At 38.7% G+C, this 17,114-nt stretch carries 11 protein-coding genes; 2 read left to right on the top strand and 9 right to left on the bottom strand.

What is annotated here, in order from left to right:
- Positions 1-18: 18 nt before the first annotated feature.
- The gene (gene corA, locus NSS70_RS08145) at positions 19-987 is read right to left on the bottom strand and encodes a magnesium/cobalt transporter CorA (RefSeq protein ID WP_198318521.1); all 969 of its coding nucleotides are present in this window, start codon (positions 985-987) and stop codon (positions 19-21) included.
- 109 nt (positions 988-1,096) lie between these two features.
- On the opposite strand from corA, the gene NSS70_RS08140 reads away from it, so the two are divergent.
- Positions 1,097-2,251 (top strand): aminotransferase A, encoded by a 1,155-nt coding sequence (locus tag NSS70_RS08140; protein WP_339195054.1) that lies wholly within the window; start codon positions 1,097-1,099, stop codon positions 2,249-2,251.
- A 15-nt stretch (positions 2,252-2,266) separates the two neighbouring features.
- Here NSS70_RS08140 and NSS70_RS08135 read toward each other — a convergent pair whose 3' ends face one another.
- Both NSS70_RS08135 and NSS70_RS08130 read right to left on the bottom strand, forming a co-directional pair.
- Complete coding sequence (locus tag NSS70_RS08135) at positions 2,267-4,060, bottom strand: PAS domain S-box protein (protein ID WP_339199620.1); 1,794 nt, start codon at positions 4,058-4,060, stop codon at positions 2,267-2,269.
- A gap of 566 nt (positions 4,061-4,626) precedes the next feature.
- A complete protein-coding gene (locus tag NSS70_RS08130) occupies positions 4,627-6,702 on the bottom strand; it encodes a peptidoglycan D,D-transpeptidase FtsI family protein (RefSeq protein ID WP_063389332.1) in 2,076 nt (691 codons plus the stop codon).
- 363 nt (positions 6,703-7,065) lie between these two features.
- Between NSS70_RS08130 and NSS70_RS08125 the strand changes: the two genes are divergently transcribed.
- Positions 7,066-7,851, top strand: a complete 786-nt coding sequence (locus NSS70_RS08125; protein WP_339199985.1) for a CAP domain-containing protein — start codon at positions 7,066-7,068, stop codon at positions 7,849-7,851.
- A gap of 136 nt (positions 7,852-7,987) precedes the next feature.
- On the opposite strand, the gene NSS70_RS08120 is transcribed toward NSS70_RS08125, so the two are convergent.
- The 6 genes from NSS70_RS08120 to ptsG form a co-directional block, all read right to left on the bottom strand.
- Positions 7,988-8,857 (bottom strand): NAD(P)-dependent oxidoreductase, encoded by an 870-nt coding sequence (locus tag NSS70_RS08120; protein WP_063389334.1) that lies wholly within the window; start codon positions 8,855-8,857, stop codon positions 7,988-7,990.
- Positions 8,858-8,953: 96 nt separating this feature from the next.
- Positions 8,954-9,739, bottom strand: coding sequence for an SDR family oxidoreductase (locus NSS70_RS08115; RefSeq protein ID WP_063389335.1), 786 nt, complete (start codon positions 9,737-9,739; stop codon positions 8,954-8,956).
- Between the two features lie 429 nt (positions 9,740-10,168).
- Positions 10,169-12,151, bottom strand: coding sequence for a methyl-accepting chemotaxis protein (locus NSS70_RS08110; protein WP_339199615.1), 1,983 nt, complete (start codon positions 12,149-12,151; stop codon positions 10,169-10,171).
- A gap of 639 nt (positions 12,152-12,790) precedes the next feature.
- On the bottom strand, positions 12,791-14,506 hold the full coding sequence (gene ptsP / locus NSS70_RS08105; protein WP_340881242.1) for a phosphoenolpyruvate--protein phosphotransferase: 1,716 nt from the start codon (positions 14,504-14,506) through the stop codon (positions 12,791-12,793).
- Positions 14,506-14,772: a phosphocarrier protein HPr gene (locus tag NSS70_RS08100; protein WP_063389338.1), complete on the bottom strand. Its 267-nt coding sequence runs from the start codon at positions 14,770-14,772 to the stop codon at positions 14,506-14,508. Before NSS70_RS08100 ends, ptsP begins: the two co-directional genes overlap by 1 nt.
- Positions 14,773-14,899: 127 nt before the next feature.
- A complete protein-coding gene (gene ptsG / locus NSS70_RS08095; protein WP_339199612.1) occupies positions 14,900-16,969 on the bottom strand; it encodes a glucose-specific PTS transporter subunit IIBC in 2,070 nt (689 codons plus the stop codon).
- Positions 16,970-17,114 lie beyond the last annotated feature (145 nt).

Raw genomic sequence — 17,114 nt, 5'->3', positions numbered from 1 at the left:
GGCCGCATTTTTTGCCCGCTACAATTTTGGACCTTTATGAAACCGGAACCAACCCATTTTATAAAAAATATAAAGCATTCCTGTTCCGATGAGAGCCATGACTCCTAATACAATATAATAGCCATACTTCATTTTCAGCTCGGGCATATATTCAAAATTCATTCCATAAATTCCTGCGATAAACGTAAGAGGCATAAAAATAGACGAAATAACCGTCAATGTCATCATAATCGTATTCATCCGGTTTGAGTTGTAAGATAAATAGCTGTCCCTTATATCAGCCGCAAGCTCCCGATTTGCCTCCGTCATCTCGACAAGCTTGAGTAAATGGTCATAAACATCATAAAAATACAAATCTTCCTCCTTCATTTCGTTCAGCCTGTTGGACGAGATGATCCGGTACATCAAATCCCGCATCGGAATGATTGTTCTTCTTATTTTTGATAATTGAGACCTGATGGAAAAAAGCTCTTTCATTAACTCATTGATCGATTTGTTTTTATTGTTTTCCTCAATTTGATTTAATAAATCTTCCAAATGGTACACGGGCGGAAAAAAATCATCAACGAGCTTATCAGTCAATTGATGCATGATTTTCATAGGCCCTTTTTTTAAAGAATCGTCTTTTTTGATTCTCAGCCAAATGTTGTTTAGATCTCGAATGGCATTTTTGTGAAATGTGACGATTCCTTTTTCGTTTACAAATAAGTCAAGCTCTTCCGGTTCCAGCGTCTGTTGATGAATTCCGTGCAACACAACAAACATATAAGAGTCATAAAAATCTATTTTCGGCCGTTCAACATTTTCGACACAATCCTCAATGGACAAAGGATGAAAATGAAAAAATTTCCCTAGCAATCTAATTTCATCTTCCGTCGCCTTGTAAAAATCGACCCAGTACCAAAGAACTTCCTTTTTTCGAATCTCTTTTAATGCCACATCATATTTAGCTTCCAAATCAGTTGTAATGACTAATGTTCGTATCATAGACATCACACTTTCTAAATTTTTTTGGACATAAATTTAGTTTACCAATAAAAGCTTGGGACAAACATGATAAAATATAAGACGACACTTATTAAAGCAGGTGATTTGTATGGAACATTTGATTAACCAAAATGTAAAAAACATTGCGATTTCCGGCATTCGAGCTTTTTTTAACATCGTTTCCAACTATGACGATGTCGTTTCGCTAACGATTGGCCAGCCTGACTTCCCAACGCCTTCACATATAAAAGAAGCGGCAAAACAGGCAATTGATGACAACTATACAACGTATACGCATAATGCAGGATTGATCGATGTAAGAGAAGCAGCATGCCAATTTGTACATAAAAAATATCATCTCTCCTATGATCCTGGTTCGGAAGTGATTGTTACAATCGGGGCCAGCCAGGCGATTGATATAGCGCTTCGAACGATTTTGGAGCCCGGGACGGAGGTAATGCTGCCAGGTCCTGTTTATCCGGGGTATGAGCCAATTATTCAATTGTGCGGAGCAATACCCGTTTATGTTGATACGACAAAAAACAAATTTAAATTAACTGCGGATTTGATTAAACAAAATATAACAGAAAAAACCCGATGCATAATTTTGCCTTACCCGTCCAATCCGACAGGCGTTACATTCACTGCAGAGGAGCTGATAGAGATTGCCGATGCCGTTCGCGGGAAGGATATTTTTATTTTAGCGGATGAAATTTACAGTGAATTAACGTATGATGCACCTCATACCTCGATCGCTTCTTTTTTGCGGGAGCAGACGATCGTCGTCAATGGACTTTCCAAATCGCATAGCATGACTGGATGGCGGATCGGATTTCTTTTTGCGCCGAAAGATATCACAAAACATATGTTAAAAGTGCATCAATATAATGTTTCATGCGCTTCGTCGATCTCTCAAAAAGCTGCTTACAACGCTTTAACGGAAGGGTTTCATGATGGTCAAATAATGAAAAAAGAATATGAAAAAAGATTGGAGTACGTATACGGTCGTCTCGTTGCAATGGGATTTGAGGTTGTTAAACCAAGCGGAGCCTTTTATTTGTTTCCTTCGATTCAATCATTTGGACAAAGCTCTTTTGATTTTGCTTTGGAGCTGGTTGAGAAGGCTGGTGTAGCGGTCGTCCCGGGGAGCGCTTTTTCCAAATTTGGAGAAGGGTTTATCCGCATCTCTTACGCTTACTCGACAAAAGAGCTGGAAAAAGCTTTGGACAGGCTTGAGCATTTTGTGCAACTGAAAAGAAAATAGAAAAACAGTGCGCTTTTAAAGCACTGTTTTTTGTTTTGGCAACTTAATTGTGAAAACGGTGCCTTTTTCGCTGCTCGACACATCGATCGTGCCTTTATGATTTTCAACAATTTTATATGTGATCATTAATCCTAGACCTGTTCCTTTTTCTTTTGTCGTTAAAAAAGGCTCCCCTAATCTTTCTAGCAGCTCTTTCGGTATCCCCTCTCCTTCATCTTTTATTTCAATCACAATGGAAAAATTTTCCGATTTAGTAGAAATTGTCACTGTTCCTCCATTTGGCATTGCTTCAATTGCATTCTTAATGAGATTAATAAAAACTTGCTTCAATTGGTTTTTATCGCAAACAACTTCTTGATTCTCATCAGAAAATTTTTTCTCAATCACAATATTTCTTAATATTGCTTCCGTTTCCAGCAGTGTAACAACTTCGAGTAAAATCGTTTTGACATTTGCTTTTTCAAAAACCGTTTCTTGCGGTTTCGCAAGCATCAGCAATTCACTCAAAATCATTTCAATTCGATTCAGCTCTGAAAAAATGATTTCAAAATATTGATTATCTTTTTCGATTTCACCATGCATCAGCTGTAAAAAACCTTTTATTGCTGTTAACGGATTGCGTATTTCGTGGGCGATACCTGCTGCCAGCTGCCCTGCAACAGAAAGCTTTTCAGAGCGAATCATCAATTCTTCCGCATGTTTATGTTCAGACAAATCTCGTAAAATTATTTGAACCGCCGGTTCGCCAAAATATGTTGTCGGAATGCAAACCATTTCGGTATTGACAATTTTTTTCGAATATGTATACCAGCTTTGCTTGGTCACGATTGTTTCCGTTCTTCCGTTCGTTATGTCATCTAATTGATCTTTGACATGCTGATGATATTCCGGGTGTAAAAAATGATAGATGCTTTTGCCCAATACGTCCGGATAATCTTGCGCACCGAAAAGCTTGATCCCCGACTCATTCATAAAAACCCATTTATCATTATGAATCACTGCAATTGTATCGATGGAATTTTGAATCAGCCTTTGATACTTTTCACTGCTTTGCTGCAAAATGCTTTGGTATATTTTTTTGGATGAAATATCGGTAATGACAAGCAGTTCTGCTTGTTCGCCTTTATATGATATAAGCACGCTCTTCAACTCAACATAGATCTTGTTCCCGTCCAAAGATGTCCAAATTTGTTCTAAAATTCCGCTATCAATTCCTTTGTGAAGATTTTCAATCGTTTCATGGACAGATTCGTGAAACATTTTGTCAATAAATTGGAAAACCATTTTTCCAACAATATCTTCACTGCTAGTCGCCACAAGCAGCTTAACAGCAGCCGTATTAGCATATTGAACTTTCCCTTTTTTTGAAATTATGAGCGGGCACGGAAGCTCGTGCACAAAATCAAGAGCACCGTCAGCACGTATCGGATTTACTTCTTTGGGAACTTCATCTATCTTGTCATCCGCCGAAGTGACAGCAAACTTTAAGACAAATTCTCTTTGATCCTTGTTCAAATGATTGTAAATAACATCAACTGACGTTTTCATCCAAATATAGGATCCATTTTTCTGCAAAAAACGGAAGGAACAAGGAAAGATATCATCTCCATGATATAAAAAGCTTTCAAATATATTTATATCTTCTACATGCAAGTATTCTGAAAGATTGGAACCGATTAGTTCTTTTTGTTTATATCCGAGCACTTTCAAACAATTTGAGGAGATGTATTCAAAATAGCCTTCATTAGAAATAACCGAATAAATGATTTCTGTTTGATTGTGCACACCCTTTTGTATTTGTTGACTCATCCCTGGCCCCCCTATTACTACCCTTTCCAGAAAGAAAAAGTCTATCTTGTTCATTGACCTGCTACTTTTTGTCCACCTAAAATTTTAATATAGTTTTACAAATTAAACATCTAAAAATGTGTCAATCTTACTATTTAAAATGTTTTTTCGACTTTTTCCACTGCATTTCCTTCCCTATAAAAAATATGTATGTATCAACATTTTAAAAAATACTGGCCAAAAAAGGGCTAGTTTTTTTTGTCTTATGCGGATTTTTCGGTTATTTTGCGGTTTTTGCGCTTCCCTCAGGTTTAACAACGCACCTGAGGCATGCAAGAGGTGGTATGAGCTTTACCGATTTTGCGGCCATGTGCGGTTTTTGCGCTTTCTTCGGGTTTCACACCATTCGGAGATATGCAGATAGGACAAAAGTTTGCGGTTTTTGCGGCATGTGCGAATTTCGAACCGTTTATCGAAAAATCTTTATGCGAATGCGGCATCGTTCAATTTATATGAATGGTTTTCGATAACTAATAGAAAAGCCATCGCTCGTTAAAAAGCGACGGCCCTTCTATATAATTTATTTTTTATTGCTCGTCATCATTTGATTTTGCATTGGAATTTCCGGCGTATTCTTTCTGTAAATCGATGTATGCTTTTACAATATCTCTCGCTATACGTTTATTCACATCTTCGCTTCCGGTTCTTTTTGTCCAAGGGACGACAACACTGAAAGCAACCTGCGGATCTTTGGCAGGATAATAGCCGATAAATGTTAAATTATAAACGTCTGTCCCCCAGTATTGACGCTTCGTACCATAATAAGTCGTTTCCGCTGTTCCGGTTTTGCCCGCAACATTTAATCCATGTAACTGAGCGTAAGCTGTTCCGCGTCGAGTATTCGTCACTAGATAAAAGCCTTGTTGGACGCGTTGAATATCCTCTTCCGTATTGTTTATTCGGTTTAACACTTTTACCGGCATTTCTTGAGCAATCGGTCCGAGTCCATCGTCAGTCGGTTCAAGAATTTCTGTTACAAGCCGCGGCTTAACACGGTATCCGCCATTTGCAATCGTTGAAACATATTGGGCCATTTGCAGCGGTGTGTACGTATCAAACTGACCAATGGCAAGGTCAAGCAATTTCCCTCTGTCAATTCCAGGATCAGATTGCTGCCCTGCAGACTCCTGCGGGAGATCAATCCCTGTCGGAACCCCTAAACCAAATTGGGCATAGTAATTCCGCATCTTTTGAAAATCTTCATCTTTAGCTGGAAAACTTCTTCCCGGATAATATTGTATACCAGCAATTTTCATAGCGATATGGAACATATAAACGTTTGAACTTCTTTGCAACGCTGTTAGGTCAGATACAGCCCCCATATTTTGATAAGAAGATTTTTCCGGAGTCCCTTTTAAACGAATTGGTGCGTCATAAAAGACGGTTCCGTGTCTCAGACCAAATTGATATCCTGCTAAAACTGTCGCACCTTTAACGGTAGAACCCATTTCATATTGCGTCCCAAATGCACCGTAATCAAAGTTCAACATCTCTCCTGAATCGTACATTCGTCCGACCATCGCCAAAACGTCTCCTTTATACGGATCCATCATGACAACGAAAGCGCGGTCAACTAAATAATTTCCACGTCCTCTTGCTGCTTTGATCTGCTGATCAACAATTTTTTCAATTCTTTTTTGCAGTTCGATATCGATGGAAAGTTTTAAATCGAATCCTCTTCTGCCGTCATCAATTTCCTTTTGGGAAATCGTATTTCCATCTTTATCAGATATATATTGAACTTTTGCTTTTCTTGGGTTTAGATAATCCTCATATTGCTGCTCCAAATAGCTTTTTCCAACTCGTTCATTTCGGGCATAGCCTCGAGCTACAAAAAATGATTTATTGTCTTCTGGTATCCCTTCTTTTGGAGATGAGATTTTCCCTAAAATCGTTTTAAATACGTCATCATAAGGGTACACCCTTTCCCAATCTGTGATGACATCGACACCCGGAAGATTTTCCAGCTGTTCCGCAACCCTTGAAACTTCTTCTTGGCTTAAGTTCGTTGCGACAATCTGCGGCTCATACGCATATCCGGATGAAAATTTCGTATATAGAGCGGCAAGCTCCAATTCTTTTGGATCCTTCTCGATTTTTTTAATTTCTTCTTCCGGAACCCGTTCAACCTGAAGTGGATATGTTTCCTTAGGTTCTAATTTTTTCTCTTTTTCCGTCAATAAGTTTTCTGCCTTTTTTGGATTTTTGGCTATCCAATAATCCCGCAAATCTCTTTCTCTTAGAAAAGATGTGTCGAGATCAATCAGCTGTGCTAATTTTTTTGCTGTTTCCAGCTTGTCTTTCGTTTTGGTCGTCTTCTCCACCGTATAGGTCACAGCAGGAACATTTTTGTTGTCTACAACGATTCTCCCGTTTCGGTCAAACATTTTTCCTCTTGGTGCAGGATATTGCGCAACATTCACTTCTGTCCGGCTGACTTCTTTCGCATATTCTTCACCCTGAACAATTTGAACGATGCCAAGGCGGACGACAAGTGCGGCAAATAAAAGAAAAACGATAAAAAAGAAAAAATTGATACGAAAAATTCTCGCTTTCCTTTGCCGTTTTGTCTCAGAAGGAGTTGTTTCCGCTTCTTTTTTCACGAAGGAATCTTCCTTTCTTTTCTAATATAAATCATGTTTCAGTTATAAATCATGTTTCAGTCGACTCATGAACTTGTAAATATATTGTAACATACATTACAAAGTTTTGTTTTCTATACAGATTGTCAACCCCTAATTCTTATCAATTTATAGACATTTTGCTTAATTTTGTCACTTCTTGAAGGAAGTATATCATATATTCCCTCGGTTGGAACCCTATAATTTCAACAATTACATGATAATGTTTATAAACTTAAAATCTATTATTTGTCAATGGAAGGAATAGACAAAAATATGACAAAAAACGCATGTTATGATAGTTTCGTAAATTACATGAACAAATTTCAAGGAGGTAGAAAACGCATGAAGAAATCTATTATTGCTTCTATTGCAGCAGCTGCCGCCATTTTCACTGCAGGCGCCGGCACAAATGCCAATGCAGCTGAAATTCAAAACCAACCAGTTCAAATCAAAAGCTACGTACAAACTTTCGGACCTTATCATATAAACGAAGATCAATTGAAACAGCTCATTCAATCAGCTGATTCAAAAGAATTGCAAAATCTATTAAACAACTGTTTACAAAATCCAAGCATAGAAGCAAATAATGCTATAAAAGAAGCAATTAAAAGAAACACAAACCAGCCTGCGAACAAGCGAGCTGTGAAAAACCCAGCCCAAACTACTCAAAAAACAACTCAGCCAGCACCATCTGCCAATGACAAAGCAACCAACAACCAAACACCAAAACAATCACAAACCGCTTCATCCGTAAATGCATTTGAGAAAAAAGTAGTTGAACTAACAAATGCTGAGCGGCAAAAACAAGGTTTAAAGCCTCTTGTTTTAGATGAAGCTTTAAGCAAGGTAGCTCGTGAAAAATCTTTAGATATGCAAAGAAACAAATATTTTTCCCACACAAGCCCGACTTACGGTTCTCCGTTTGACATGATGAAAAAGTTCGGCATTTCCTTCAGAACAGCAGGGGAAAATATTGCAATGGGGCAACGTACTCCTGAAGAAGTTGTTAATGCTTGGATGAACAGCTCTGGCCACAGACAAAACATTTTAAATCCTAACTTTACTCATATCGGCGTTGGTTACGTAGAAAATGGAAATTACTGGACACAAATGTTTATTGGAAAATAATAGATCGGACAGTTCACTCATTTCAACTTTTTAAAAGGTGTGGGGGATATGCCCCCACACTTTTTTTGAAAATTAATTGCTGAGAAAAAGAAGAAGCTGACTAAAATTGTGTGACTTAAAAGAATGATGTGCGTTTTTATTTTTTCCACAGCTTATATAATGCATGTATTCCGCTATTTTCTTCTCCCATTTCAGCCAGTTTTTCATACAAGCTTCTCGCAAGCTCAAGCCCTGGTACGTCTAATTCCATTCTTCTTGCTTCCTCTAAAGCAATGTCCATATCTTTTATAAAGTGCTTGACATAAAATCCAGGCTCAAATTGATTCGAAAGCATTCTCGGCGCATAGTTCGACAAAGACCAACTTCCAGCAGCCCCGGAGGAAATGCTTTTCAACACCTTATCTGGATCCAGCCCCGCCCGAACAGCGTAGGCAAGCGATTCACAAACACTAATGATGCCGGCAGCAATCGCAATTTGGTTGCACATTTTTGTATGCTGCCCCGCACCGGCTTTTCCTTGATAAACAATATTTTTTCCCATTTTCTCAAAAATTTCAAAACATTCATCGAACGTCTCTTGATCTCCTCCGACCATAATCGATAGCGTTCCATTTTTTGCGCCGACATCTCCTCCTGAAACAGGCGCATCTAAAAAGGAAATGCCTTTTTCCTTTGATTTTTCGTATATTTTTTCGGCAAGCGATGGTTTTGTCGTTGTCATGTCAATACATATAGCTCCTGGATAGGCATTGGCTAAAATTCCATTTTCACTAAAATAAACTTCTTCAACATCTTTCGGGAAACCAACCATCGTGATAATAACATTCGCATCTTTTGCGAGATCTTTGATCGATTCTTTCCAAACAGCACCTTGATTGATCAAATCTTCGGCCTTTTCTTTCGTCCGGGTATAAACCGTAAGCGGATAACCCGCTTCAAGCAAATGACGTGCCATGCTTTTTCCCATTACTCCAAGCCCAATAAAACCGATTGTTTTTTTTGACATATTGTTCACCCTTTCCCCATTTCAGTGTATACGGCTTAGTAATGAAACTGTTCTGCTATGAAACGCTTGCATTTTCAGCTTTCAGTGCACACCCGATTAAATGGACTTTACTAAACCGCCGTCAATCAAAAAGGTTTGTCCAGTCATATATGTATTCAAGTCAGACAGAAGAAACAGCACATAGTTCGCAAATTCATTCGGTTCTCCGTAGCGGTTGAGAGGAATCGCTTCCAAATATTTGTTCTTGATCTCTTCTTTCGGAATACCGAGCTTCGCTGCATTCCATTCTTCCAATTGATCAATCCGTTCTGTTGCAATTCTGCCGGGTGACGCCGTGTTAATTAAAATATCGTACTTTGCAAATTCTGTTGCTAACGTTTTCGTCAGCCCCACAATTCCTAAGCGAAACGTGTTGGATAAAATTAAACCCGGGATCGGCTCCTTCACGGAAGAAGAAGCAATATTTACGATTTTCCCTCCTCTTTGTTTCATATGCGGAAGAATCTCGCGAATGGTACGGATATAGCTGAGCAAGTTTAATTCAAAAGCATTTTGCCAATCTTCATCAGTCATTTGCTCAAATCCTCCTGCAGGGGGACCGCCAGCGTTGTTAACGAGTAAATCAATTTTGCCAAACTCTTTTATTGTCTGATTAACTAGCCTGCTAATTTCCTCTTTTGAAGTAATGTCTGTTTTAATAAAGGCTGCTTTTCCTTTTCCAAGCGCATTTAATTGATTTGCCACGTCTATTAGCTTTTCTTCATTTCGGCTTGTGATCATCACGTCGGCTCCTTCTTCCACAAGCCTTGTTGCAATCGCTTTACCTAATCCTTGACTTGATGCCAAAACAAGTGCTGTTTTACCTTTGAAACCGAAATCCATTGACATTCCATCCTTTCACCTTTTCTTTCATCTTATCATGATCTTATCAAAATGTGGGAAACTTTCGTTTTACTCCCATTCTGAATTTATTAACGACATAGAGCTTCTTTTGTTTGCTCAACACTGTCAAAGGCGGCCTGCGAAGGTGCGTTTAAGCTTGTCCTCTTTCACGCAGTAGTATGTCCAAAATTCAAATTTCAAAGGGAGCTTTAAACCCATGCTTTTTCTTGACATCAACTGTTATGGTTTTCTTACCTGCCTGCTCATCTAGGTGAATTGCATTCAAATCAAAAATAAAGAAAGGGCTGTCCAGAGAAATCCCTTTGAAAACAAAAAATCATAAACACCGATATATCAACGTTTCTAAAACATTAATGGGGGCGTCAATAAGCCGTAAAAACGACTTATTAGACACCCCCTGCATATTTTTTATAACTTAAAGCGTTCTACTAAGCCTTTTAAGCGGTTGCTTTCTTCGCTTAACGATTCCGCTTTTTCCGCAACCATTGAGAATGCTTTGACCTGCTCGTTCGTTGTTGCACTGACTTCTTCCGCAGAGGCAGCTAGCTGCTGGGTTACTGCAGAAATATTTTCAATCGATTCGACGACTGTTTCTTTTTGCTCATTCATCCGATCGATCGCATTTAATGTTGATTTAATGGCATTAAGCAAATCTTCCATTTTAATTGCAATTTCATGAAACGCATTGCCTGTCACTTGAACAGCTTTGTTTTGTTCTTCATGAATTTTTTTCGAACGACTCATTGCATCGTAGGCATTTTTCGTTTCAATTTGGATTCCTTCAATCATATTTTTAATGTTTTCTGTCGCTTTTGCCGATTGTTCAGCAAGGTTTCTTACTTCCTCAGCGACAACGGCAAATCCTTTACCTGATTCACCTGCTCTTGCTGCTTCAATACTTGCATTTAAAGCGAGCAAGTTCGTCTGATCTGAAATTTTGGAAATGGTCGACACGATATCAGAAATTTTTTCAACTCGATCTACAAGATTTTGTAGTACGGATTGGACCATCTCAGATTCTTTGTCAGCCTCATTTGATTTTATTTGAAGCTCATTTAGCTTTTCTAAACCATTATAGCTGGCATTTTGTGATTCGTAAGATAAATTTTCGACATTTTTTACATCATTGTTTACTTGTTGAATACAATCTTCTAATTGTTTGATTTGTCCGTTTATAATTTCCGTACTGTTTGCCTGCTCACCTGAGCCTTTTGCAATTTCCTCAATTGCAACGGAAATTTCCTCACTTGACGCAGTAGCTTCTTCCGAAACCACGTTTAATGTTTGAGCAGATTGCTGCAGCTCCTTCACGGATCCGTCCAGATCGAGGAGAATTTGTCGGATGTTATCGGTCATCTTCGTAAAGCTATTAGCCAATTTCCCGATTTCATCTTTATTTTTCACTGTTAATGTTCCGGATAAATCCCCTTCAGCCATTTTGTCGGCGTTTTTAGCCAAAAGCAAAATCGGCTTTGAAATGCTTCTCGAAACAAAACTAGTGATGAAAAATGCCACAATCAATGCAGCAATAATAATGGAAACGTTAATGCTCCGGATTGTGCGGGCTGTTTGCTCCAGATTTGCATCCGAATAGACTACACCGATTTTCCAATTTAGTTCCGTGATCGTTTCAAAAATAATGGTTGAATCTTTTCCATTTTCTTTTATAGAAGCTATACCACGTTTTTGGTTTTTAATCGCTGCCATAAGACCGTTGTTTTTATATAAATTTTTTCCGGTCATTTTCGGATGAGCGATGGCATCTCCATTTCTATCAAGCAGGAATGTATACCCTCCAAAGCCAGCTTCCACTTGCTTAACAAATTCATTAAACGTTGTTAAATTAATATCAATTCCAATAACGCCAAGCAACACCCCATCCTTTGTAATGGCCTTTGAGGCGGTAACAACATATTCTCCTTTTTCCCCATCACGATAAGGCTCTGACCACGAAACAAAGTTTGGACTTGTTACAGCGCTTTTATACCAAGGTCGTGAATTGATTATCAAATCTTCCTTTAAGTTTAACTCAGGTTCTGCAGCAACAAGAGTCTTAGTGTTGGCTACATAGACAGACCGGACCAATTGATTAGCGCTTAAAAATGATTGAAACGTTTCCTTTACGGACTGTAAAGATTGATCGTCATTTTTTTCAAGCAACTGTGCGATTTCCGGTTCATTGCTGAAAAGCAGCAAAATTCTTTCATATTCCTGCATCTGTAAAAGCAGGTTCTTTTTCGCTTGCTTAACAATCGATTGCCCCGTATGAAACGCATCTGATTTAATGTTCTTTTGAACAAAATAATCAGACGTGAAAAAAACAACCAAAAGTGAAAAAATTAACAATATGGTGATGAGCGCTGTCAATTTCCACTGAAGCTTTTTAAACATTTGTTCCATCTCCTACATAAATCTTTATTTAATAAAAATAATTAAGAAAACTTATACGTTTTCTAATGTATATATCGGCAATCTGATTTATCTTTTTACAAAATGAAACTAATTATCTTTTTCATATTTCCAATTGGCTTTGTTTTTGGGAGCGATCTTGCATAAAAAAAAGCATAGGCTGCATGTGTTTCTTCTAAAAAAAGATACCGCCGTAGCGGTGCCGGCTGTGAAAAAGAAAAAAAGTTTTAGCAAATTGGAGGAAAGTAACAAGAAGAGATTCGGATATCGAGGGCTTCAAATTTTTGCATTTGCAAACTTATCCTAATTTATATCGTGATACCCCGTCGTTTTAGTTGCTCAAACTGCAAAAAGCTTTTTATGAACTGCAGCTGCTGTGTTTTGCTTTCTATCGTTTGCATCAAATTAGCTATACGCTCGCTGCAAATCATTTTTATATTTTGATGGACTTTATCGGGATAATAAAGCGGATGTAAAATCAAAAAATGCTGATGCTCTGCGTTTTTCATACTCCATTTTACTTAGAGCCGAAATTCTTTTATATTCACCTTCCGTAAATAAATCGGCTCTTGCATCAAAAAAAGGAGCCGATTCAGATTAAACTGATCGGCTCCGTACCTTTTATATTTGGAACGTTTTTTTAACAAAAGAAACGACTTCTTCCGTTGTTTGCATAGAAAGAACTTTTTCTTTAAAGCTTTCTGCTTCCTGTTTTGAAAGCTTTTTAATTTGTGAACGCGCAGGCAAAATAGATGTTGCGCTCATGGAAAATTCATCTAATCCAAGTCCAAGCAGAAGCGGTATAGCAATCGGGTCTCCTGCCATTTCTCCGCACATTCCAACCCATTTTCCTTCTTTATGAGCTGCATCGATCACAATGGAAATTAATCGAAGGATGGCCGGATTATACGGTTGATACAAATATGAAACCCGTTCATTCATCCGGTCTGCTGCCATTGTATATTGAATTAAATCATTTGTTCCAATGCTGAAGAAATCAACCACTTTGGCAAATTGATCCGCCATAACAGCAGTTGATGGAATTTCAACCATTATTCCAACTTCGATATCATCAGCTACTTCAACACCTGCTTGAACAAGTTTTTCTTTTTCTTCGAGCAGAATAGCTTTCGCTTGATGGAATTCATCGATTGTCGCAATCATTGGAAACATGATTTTTAAGTTTCCATATTTGCTTGCGCGAAGCAGCGCTTTAAGCTGTGTCCGAAAAATATCTTGCTTTTCTAAACAAAGGCGGATGGCGCGGAATCCAAGAAAAGGATTCAGCTCCTTTGGAAGATTCAAGTAAGGAAGCTCTTTGTCCCCGCCGATATCCAATGTACGGACAACAACAGGTTTTCCTTCCATTCTCTCAAGAACTGTTTTATATGCTTCAAATTGTTCTTCTTCTGTAGGCATTTGGTCTCGTCCCATGTATAAAAATTCCGTACGGTAGAGACCTATTCCTTCACCGCCGTTGTCAAGAACACCTTGTACGTCATTAGGCGTGCCAATATTAGCGGCAAGCTCGACACGATGTCCATCCTTCGACAACGTCGGCTCGTCTTTTAATTTAGCCCATTCCGCTTTTTGCTCTTCATATTTTTCTCTTTTCTTTTCATATTCGGCAATACAATCTTCACTTGGATTTATGATTACTTGTCCTTCAATCCCATCAACAATGACTAAAGCACCGTTTTCAATTTTGGCGGTAGCTTCCTTTGTTCCGACAACAGCAGGGATTTCCATAGAACGAGCCATGATCGCAGAATGGGATGTTCTTCCTCCAATATCAGTTGTAAATGCTTTAACAAAATTTTTGTTTAATTGCGCAGTATCAGAGGGTGTTAAATCTTCTGCAACAATAATGACTTCTTCATTAATTAAACTTGGATTTGGGATTTGAACGCCTAATAAATGGGCTATAACCCTTTTCGTGACATCCCGAATATCCGCTGCTCGCTCGCGCATATACTCATTTTCCATCGCTTCGAACATCGCAATAAATTGATCAGCTGTTTCCCTCATCGCAAATTCAGCGTTTACAGCTTCGTTTTCGATTTTCTCTTTGACTGGATTTAACAGCTCAGGATCGTTCAAAACGAGCAAATGCGCTTCAAAAATCGCTGCTTTATCCGCACCAAGCCTTTCTTCTGTGCTGTTTTTAATTACCTCGAGCTCTGCTTTGGCGCTTTCGACAGATTGTTCAAAACGCTCAATTTCTGCTCGAATATTTTGTATTTCTTTTTTTGATACGGTTAAATCCGGCTCTTCTAGACGGTATGCCTTCGCAATAGCGATACCGTTTGATGCTGCAATCCCAGATAGCTGTATCATTATTCGCCTAACCCTTCTTTTTTGATTGTCTCTTCAATCGCTTGAAGTGCATCATTTTCATCAGCACCTGATGCTGTAACTTTAATGGTTGCTCCTTTTGGAATACCTAATGACATAACTCCCATAATAGATTTTAAGTTTACTGTTTTTCCATTGTATTCCAAATTAATGTCGGCTTCAAATTTGCTTGCCGTTTGCACTAATATAGTCGCAGGTCTTGCGTGAATTCCTGTGTCAGCGGTAATGTTGAATGTTTTTTCAGCCATTTGCATCAAATCCTTTCTGCTATTTTCTTTAAAAATTTTATCAGTGCATGTCGAGTTGTGCAAGCTGATAATCAATTATTTGTGAAACCAGCCTTGTCCGATTTAAACAAGGCCGGTTTACTAACTGCTACCGAATGGCAATAATGTTTTCTTCGCCCTTGTTTACTTTGCCTACTTTTTTCAATTCAATTGCTTCACCTTCTTTTAAATTAGTGAAGACAATCGGCGTCATAATAGAAGGAGAATGATTTTTAACATATTCAAGATCCACTTCAAGAAGTTTGTCACCTAATTTTACAGTATCGCCTTCTGAAACGAAAATGTCAAATCCTTTTCCTTTCAATTTTACTGTATCAATACCAAAATGGATCAATATTTCATGGCCAGAATCAGACTGCAAGCTAATAGCATGTTTCGTTGGAAATACATTTAACACTTTACCGTTAACAGGAGAGACGACGATACCTTCTTCAGGTACAATAGCAATCCCATCTCCCATCATTTTTCCAGAGAATACTTGATCCGGTACTTCTGTAATCGGATGAAGAGTACCTGTCATAGGCGATGAAAATGTTAAGCTTTCGCTTTGTAATTCTTCCGGCATAACATTTTCCACTTGTTCTTTAACTTCCTGCTCTGGAGAATGAACTTTTTCTGCTCTTGGAGTTCTTCCATTCATGATGTCTTGTATTTGAGTTTTTAAATTGTCCGATTTAGGGCCAAAAATTGCCTGGATGTTGTTGCCCACTTCTAAAACACCTGAAGCGCCGAGCTTTTTCAAGCGTTCTTTATCAACTTTCTTTTGATCATGAACAGATACGCGCAGCCTTGTGATACATGCATCAAGGTGCTGAATATTTTCATTTCCGCCAAGCGCCTCTAAAATGTTATATGGAAGATCTCCGGCTTTTTCGCTCTCCTGCTCATCATCAGACGTTTCAACACTTGCATCTTCCCGTCCAGGAGTTTTCAGGTTGAATTTTCGGATGGCAAATCGGAAACCGAAATAGTAAAGGACCGCAAATACAAGCCCAACTGGGATAACGAGCCACCAAGCCGTTCGATTCGGAAGGACGCCAAATAATATAAAGTCGATCACTCCGCCTGAAAAAGTCATTCCAATTTTAACATGTAAAATATGCATGACCATAAAGGATAGTCCTGCAAATATCGCATGAATCGCAAACAAAAGCGGTGCTACAAACAAAAAGCTGAATTCAATCGGTTCTGTAATTCCTGTTAAAAACGATGTCAACGCGGCAGAACCCATAATCCCTGCGACCACTTTTTTATTCTCGGGTTTGGCTTCGTGATAAATAGCGAGTGCTGCGGCAGGGAGACCGAACATCATAAACGGAAATTTACCTGTCATAAACGTTCCAGCTGTCAATTCCACACCGTCCTTGATTTGGGCAAAGAAAATGGCCTGATCGCCGCGAACAACGTGCCCTGCTTCGTTTACATAAGAACCAAATTCATACCAAAAAGGAGCATAGAAAATATGATGTAATCCAAACGGAATCAATGAACGTTCAATCACACCGAAAATAAAAGCGGCGAGCGTTTTGTTCGTCTCAAGTATTCCTTGAGAAAACTGGTTTAATGCCCCTTGGATCGGCGGCCAAATAAAGTACATCGCAATCCCTAATAGAACAGCGGACGCAGCTGTCACAATTGGAACAAACCGCTTTCCGGCAAAAAATCCTAAATATTGCGGAAGCTCAATTTTATAATATTTGTTGTACATATAAGCAGCTATGATACCTACTATGATCCCGCCAAACACACCTGTTTGCAAAGTCTCAATTCCGAGAACGTTTGCAAATGCTGGATCAGAACTAATATCTTTAGGCATTTGACCCAAACCTGTTAAAATACCGTTCATTGTAACATTCATAATTAAGTAGCCGATGACTGCTGCAATCCCTGCAACTCCATCGCCGTTTGCAAGACCGATTGCAACGCCGACTGCAAATAACAACGGCAGGTTGGTGAATACTATTTGCCCAGCTTGCTCCATGACGCTTGCGATAAGCACGATCCAGTCGTTCGTTAAAGCAGGAATTCTATCTGTTAAATCCGGATTTTGCATAGCATTACCAAATGCAAGCAAAATACCTGCTGCAGGAAGAAGCGCTACCGGCAGCATAAGCGCGCGTCCTATTTTTTGTAAAACACCGAAAATTGATTTAAACATAACATGACCTCCTTATAATTATCATTTGACAAATGCAGCAAGAATAATCGATGTATTAGAAAAAACAAAAAAGGCATGGTGAAACAAGGCGTCAACTGTACGAAAACAAATCCCTATACAGTACACCTTGCTCACTCATGCCTGA

The organism is Aeribacillus sp. FSL K6-2848, assembly GCF_038004325.1.
GTDB lineage: Bacteria > Bacillota > Bacilli > Bacillales > Aeribacillaceae > Aeribacillus > Aeribacillus composti.
This window is presented reverse-complemented; position numbering and strand designations above follow the sequence as displayed.

What these genes read in the sequence shown, in the direction of transcription:
- NSS70_RS08100 (WP_063389338.1), bottom strand. Translation starts at nt 14,772, where the DNA reads ATGGCTGAAAAAACATTCAACATTACCGCTGACACAGGAATTCACGCA.
- NSS70_RS08120 (WP_063389334.1), bottom strand. Translation starts at nt 8,857, where the DNA reads ATGTCAAAAAAAACAATCGGTTTTATTGGGCTTGGAGTAATGGGAAAA.
- ptsP (WP_340881242.1), bottom strand. Translation starts at nt 14,506, where the DNA reads ATGATACAGCTATCTGGGATTGCAGCATCAAACGGTATCGCTATTGCG.
- ptsG (WP_339199612.1), bottom strand. Translation starts at nt 16,969, where the DNA reads ATGTTTAAATCAATTTTCGGTGTTTTACAAAAAATAGGACGCGCGCTT.
- NSS70_RS08110 (WP_339199615.1), bottom strand. Translation starts at nt 12,151, where the DNA reads ATGTTTAAAAAGCTTCAGTGGAAATTGACAGCGCTCATCACCATATTG.
- NSS70_RS08135 (WP_339199620.1), bottom strand. Translation starts at nt 4,060, where the DNA reads ATGAGTCAACAAATACAAAAGGGTGTGCACAATCAAACAGAAATCATT.
- NSS70_RS08140 (WP_339195054.1), top strand. Translation starts at nt 1,097, where the DNA reads ATGGAACATTTGATTAACCAAAATGTAAAAAACATTGCGATTTCCGGC.
- NSS70_RS08115 (WP_063389335.1), bottom strand. Translation starts at nt 9,739, where the DNA reads ATGGATTTCGGTTTCAAAGGTAAAACAGCACTTGTTTTGGCATCAAGT.
- NSS70_RS08125 (WP_339199985.1), top strand. Translation starts at nt 7,066, where the DNA reads ATGAAGAAATCTATTATTGCTTCTATTGCAGCAGCTGCCGCCATTTTC.
- corA (WP_198318521.1), bottom strand. Translation starts at nt 987, where the DNA reads ATGATACGAACATTAGTCATTACAACTGATTTGGAAGCTAAATATGAT.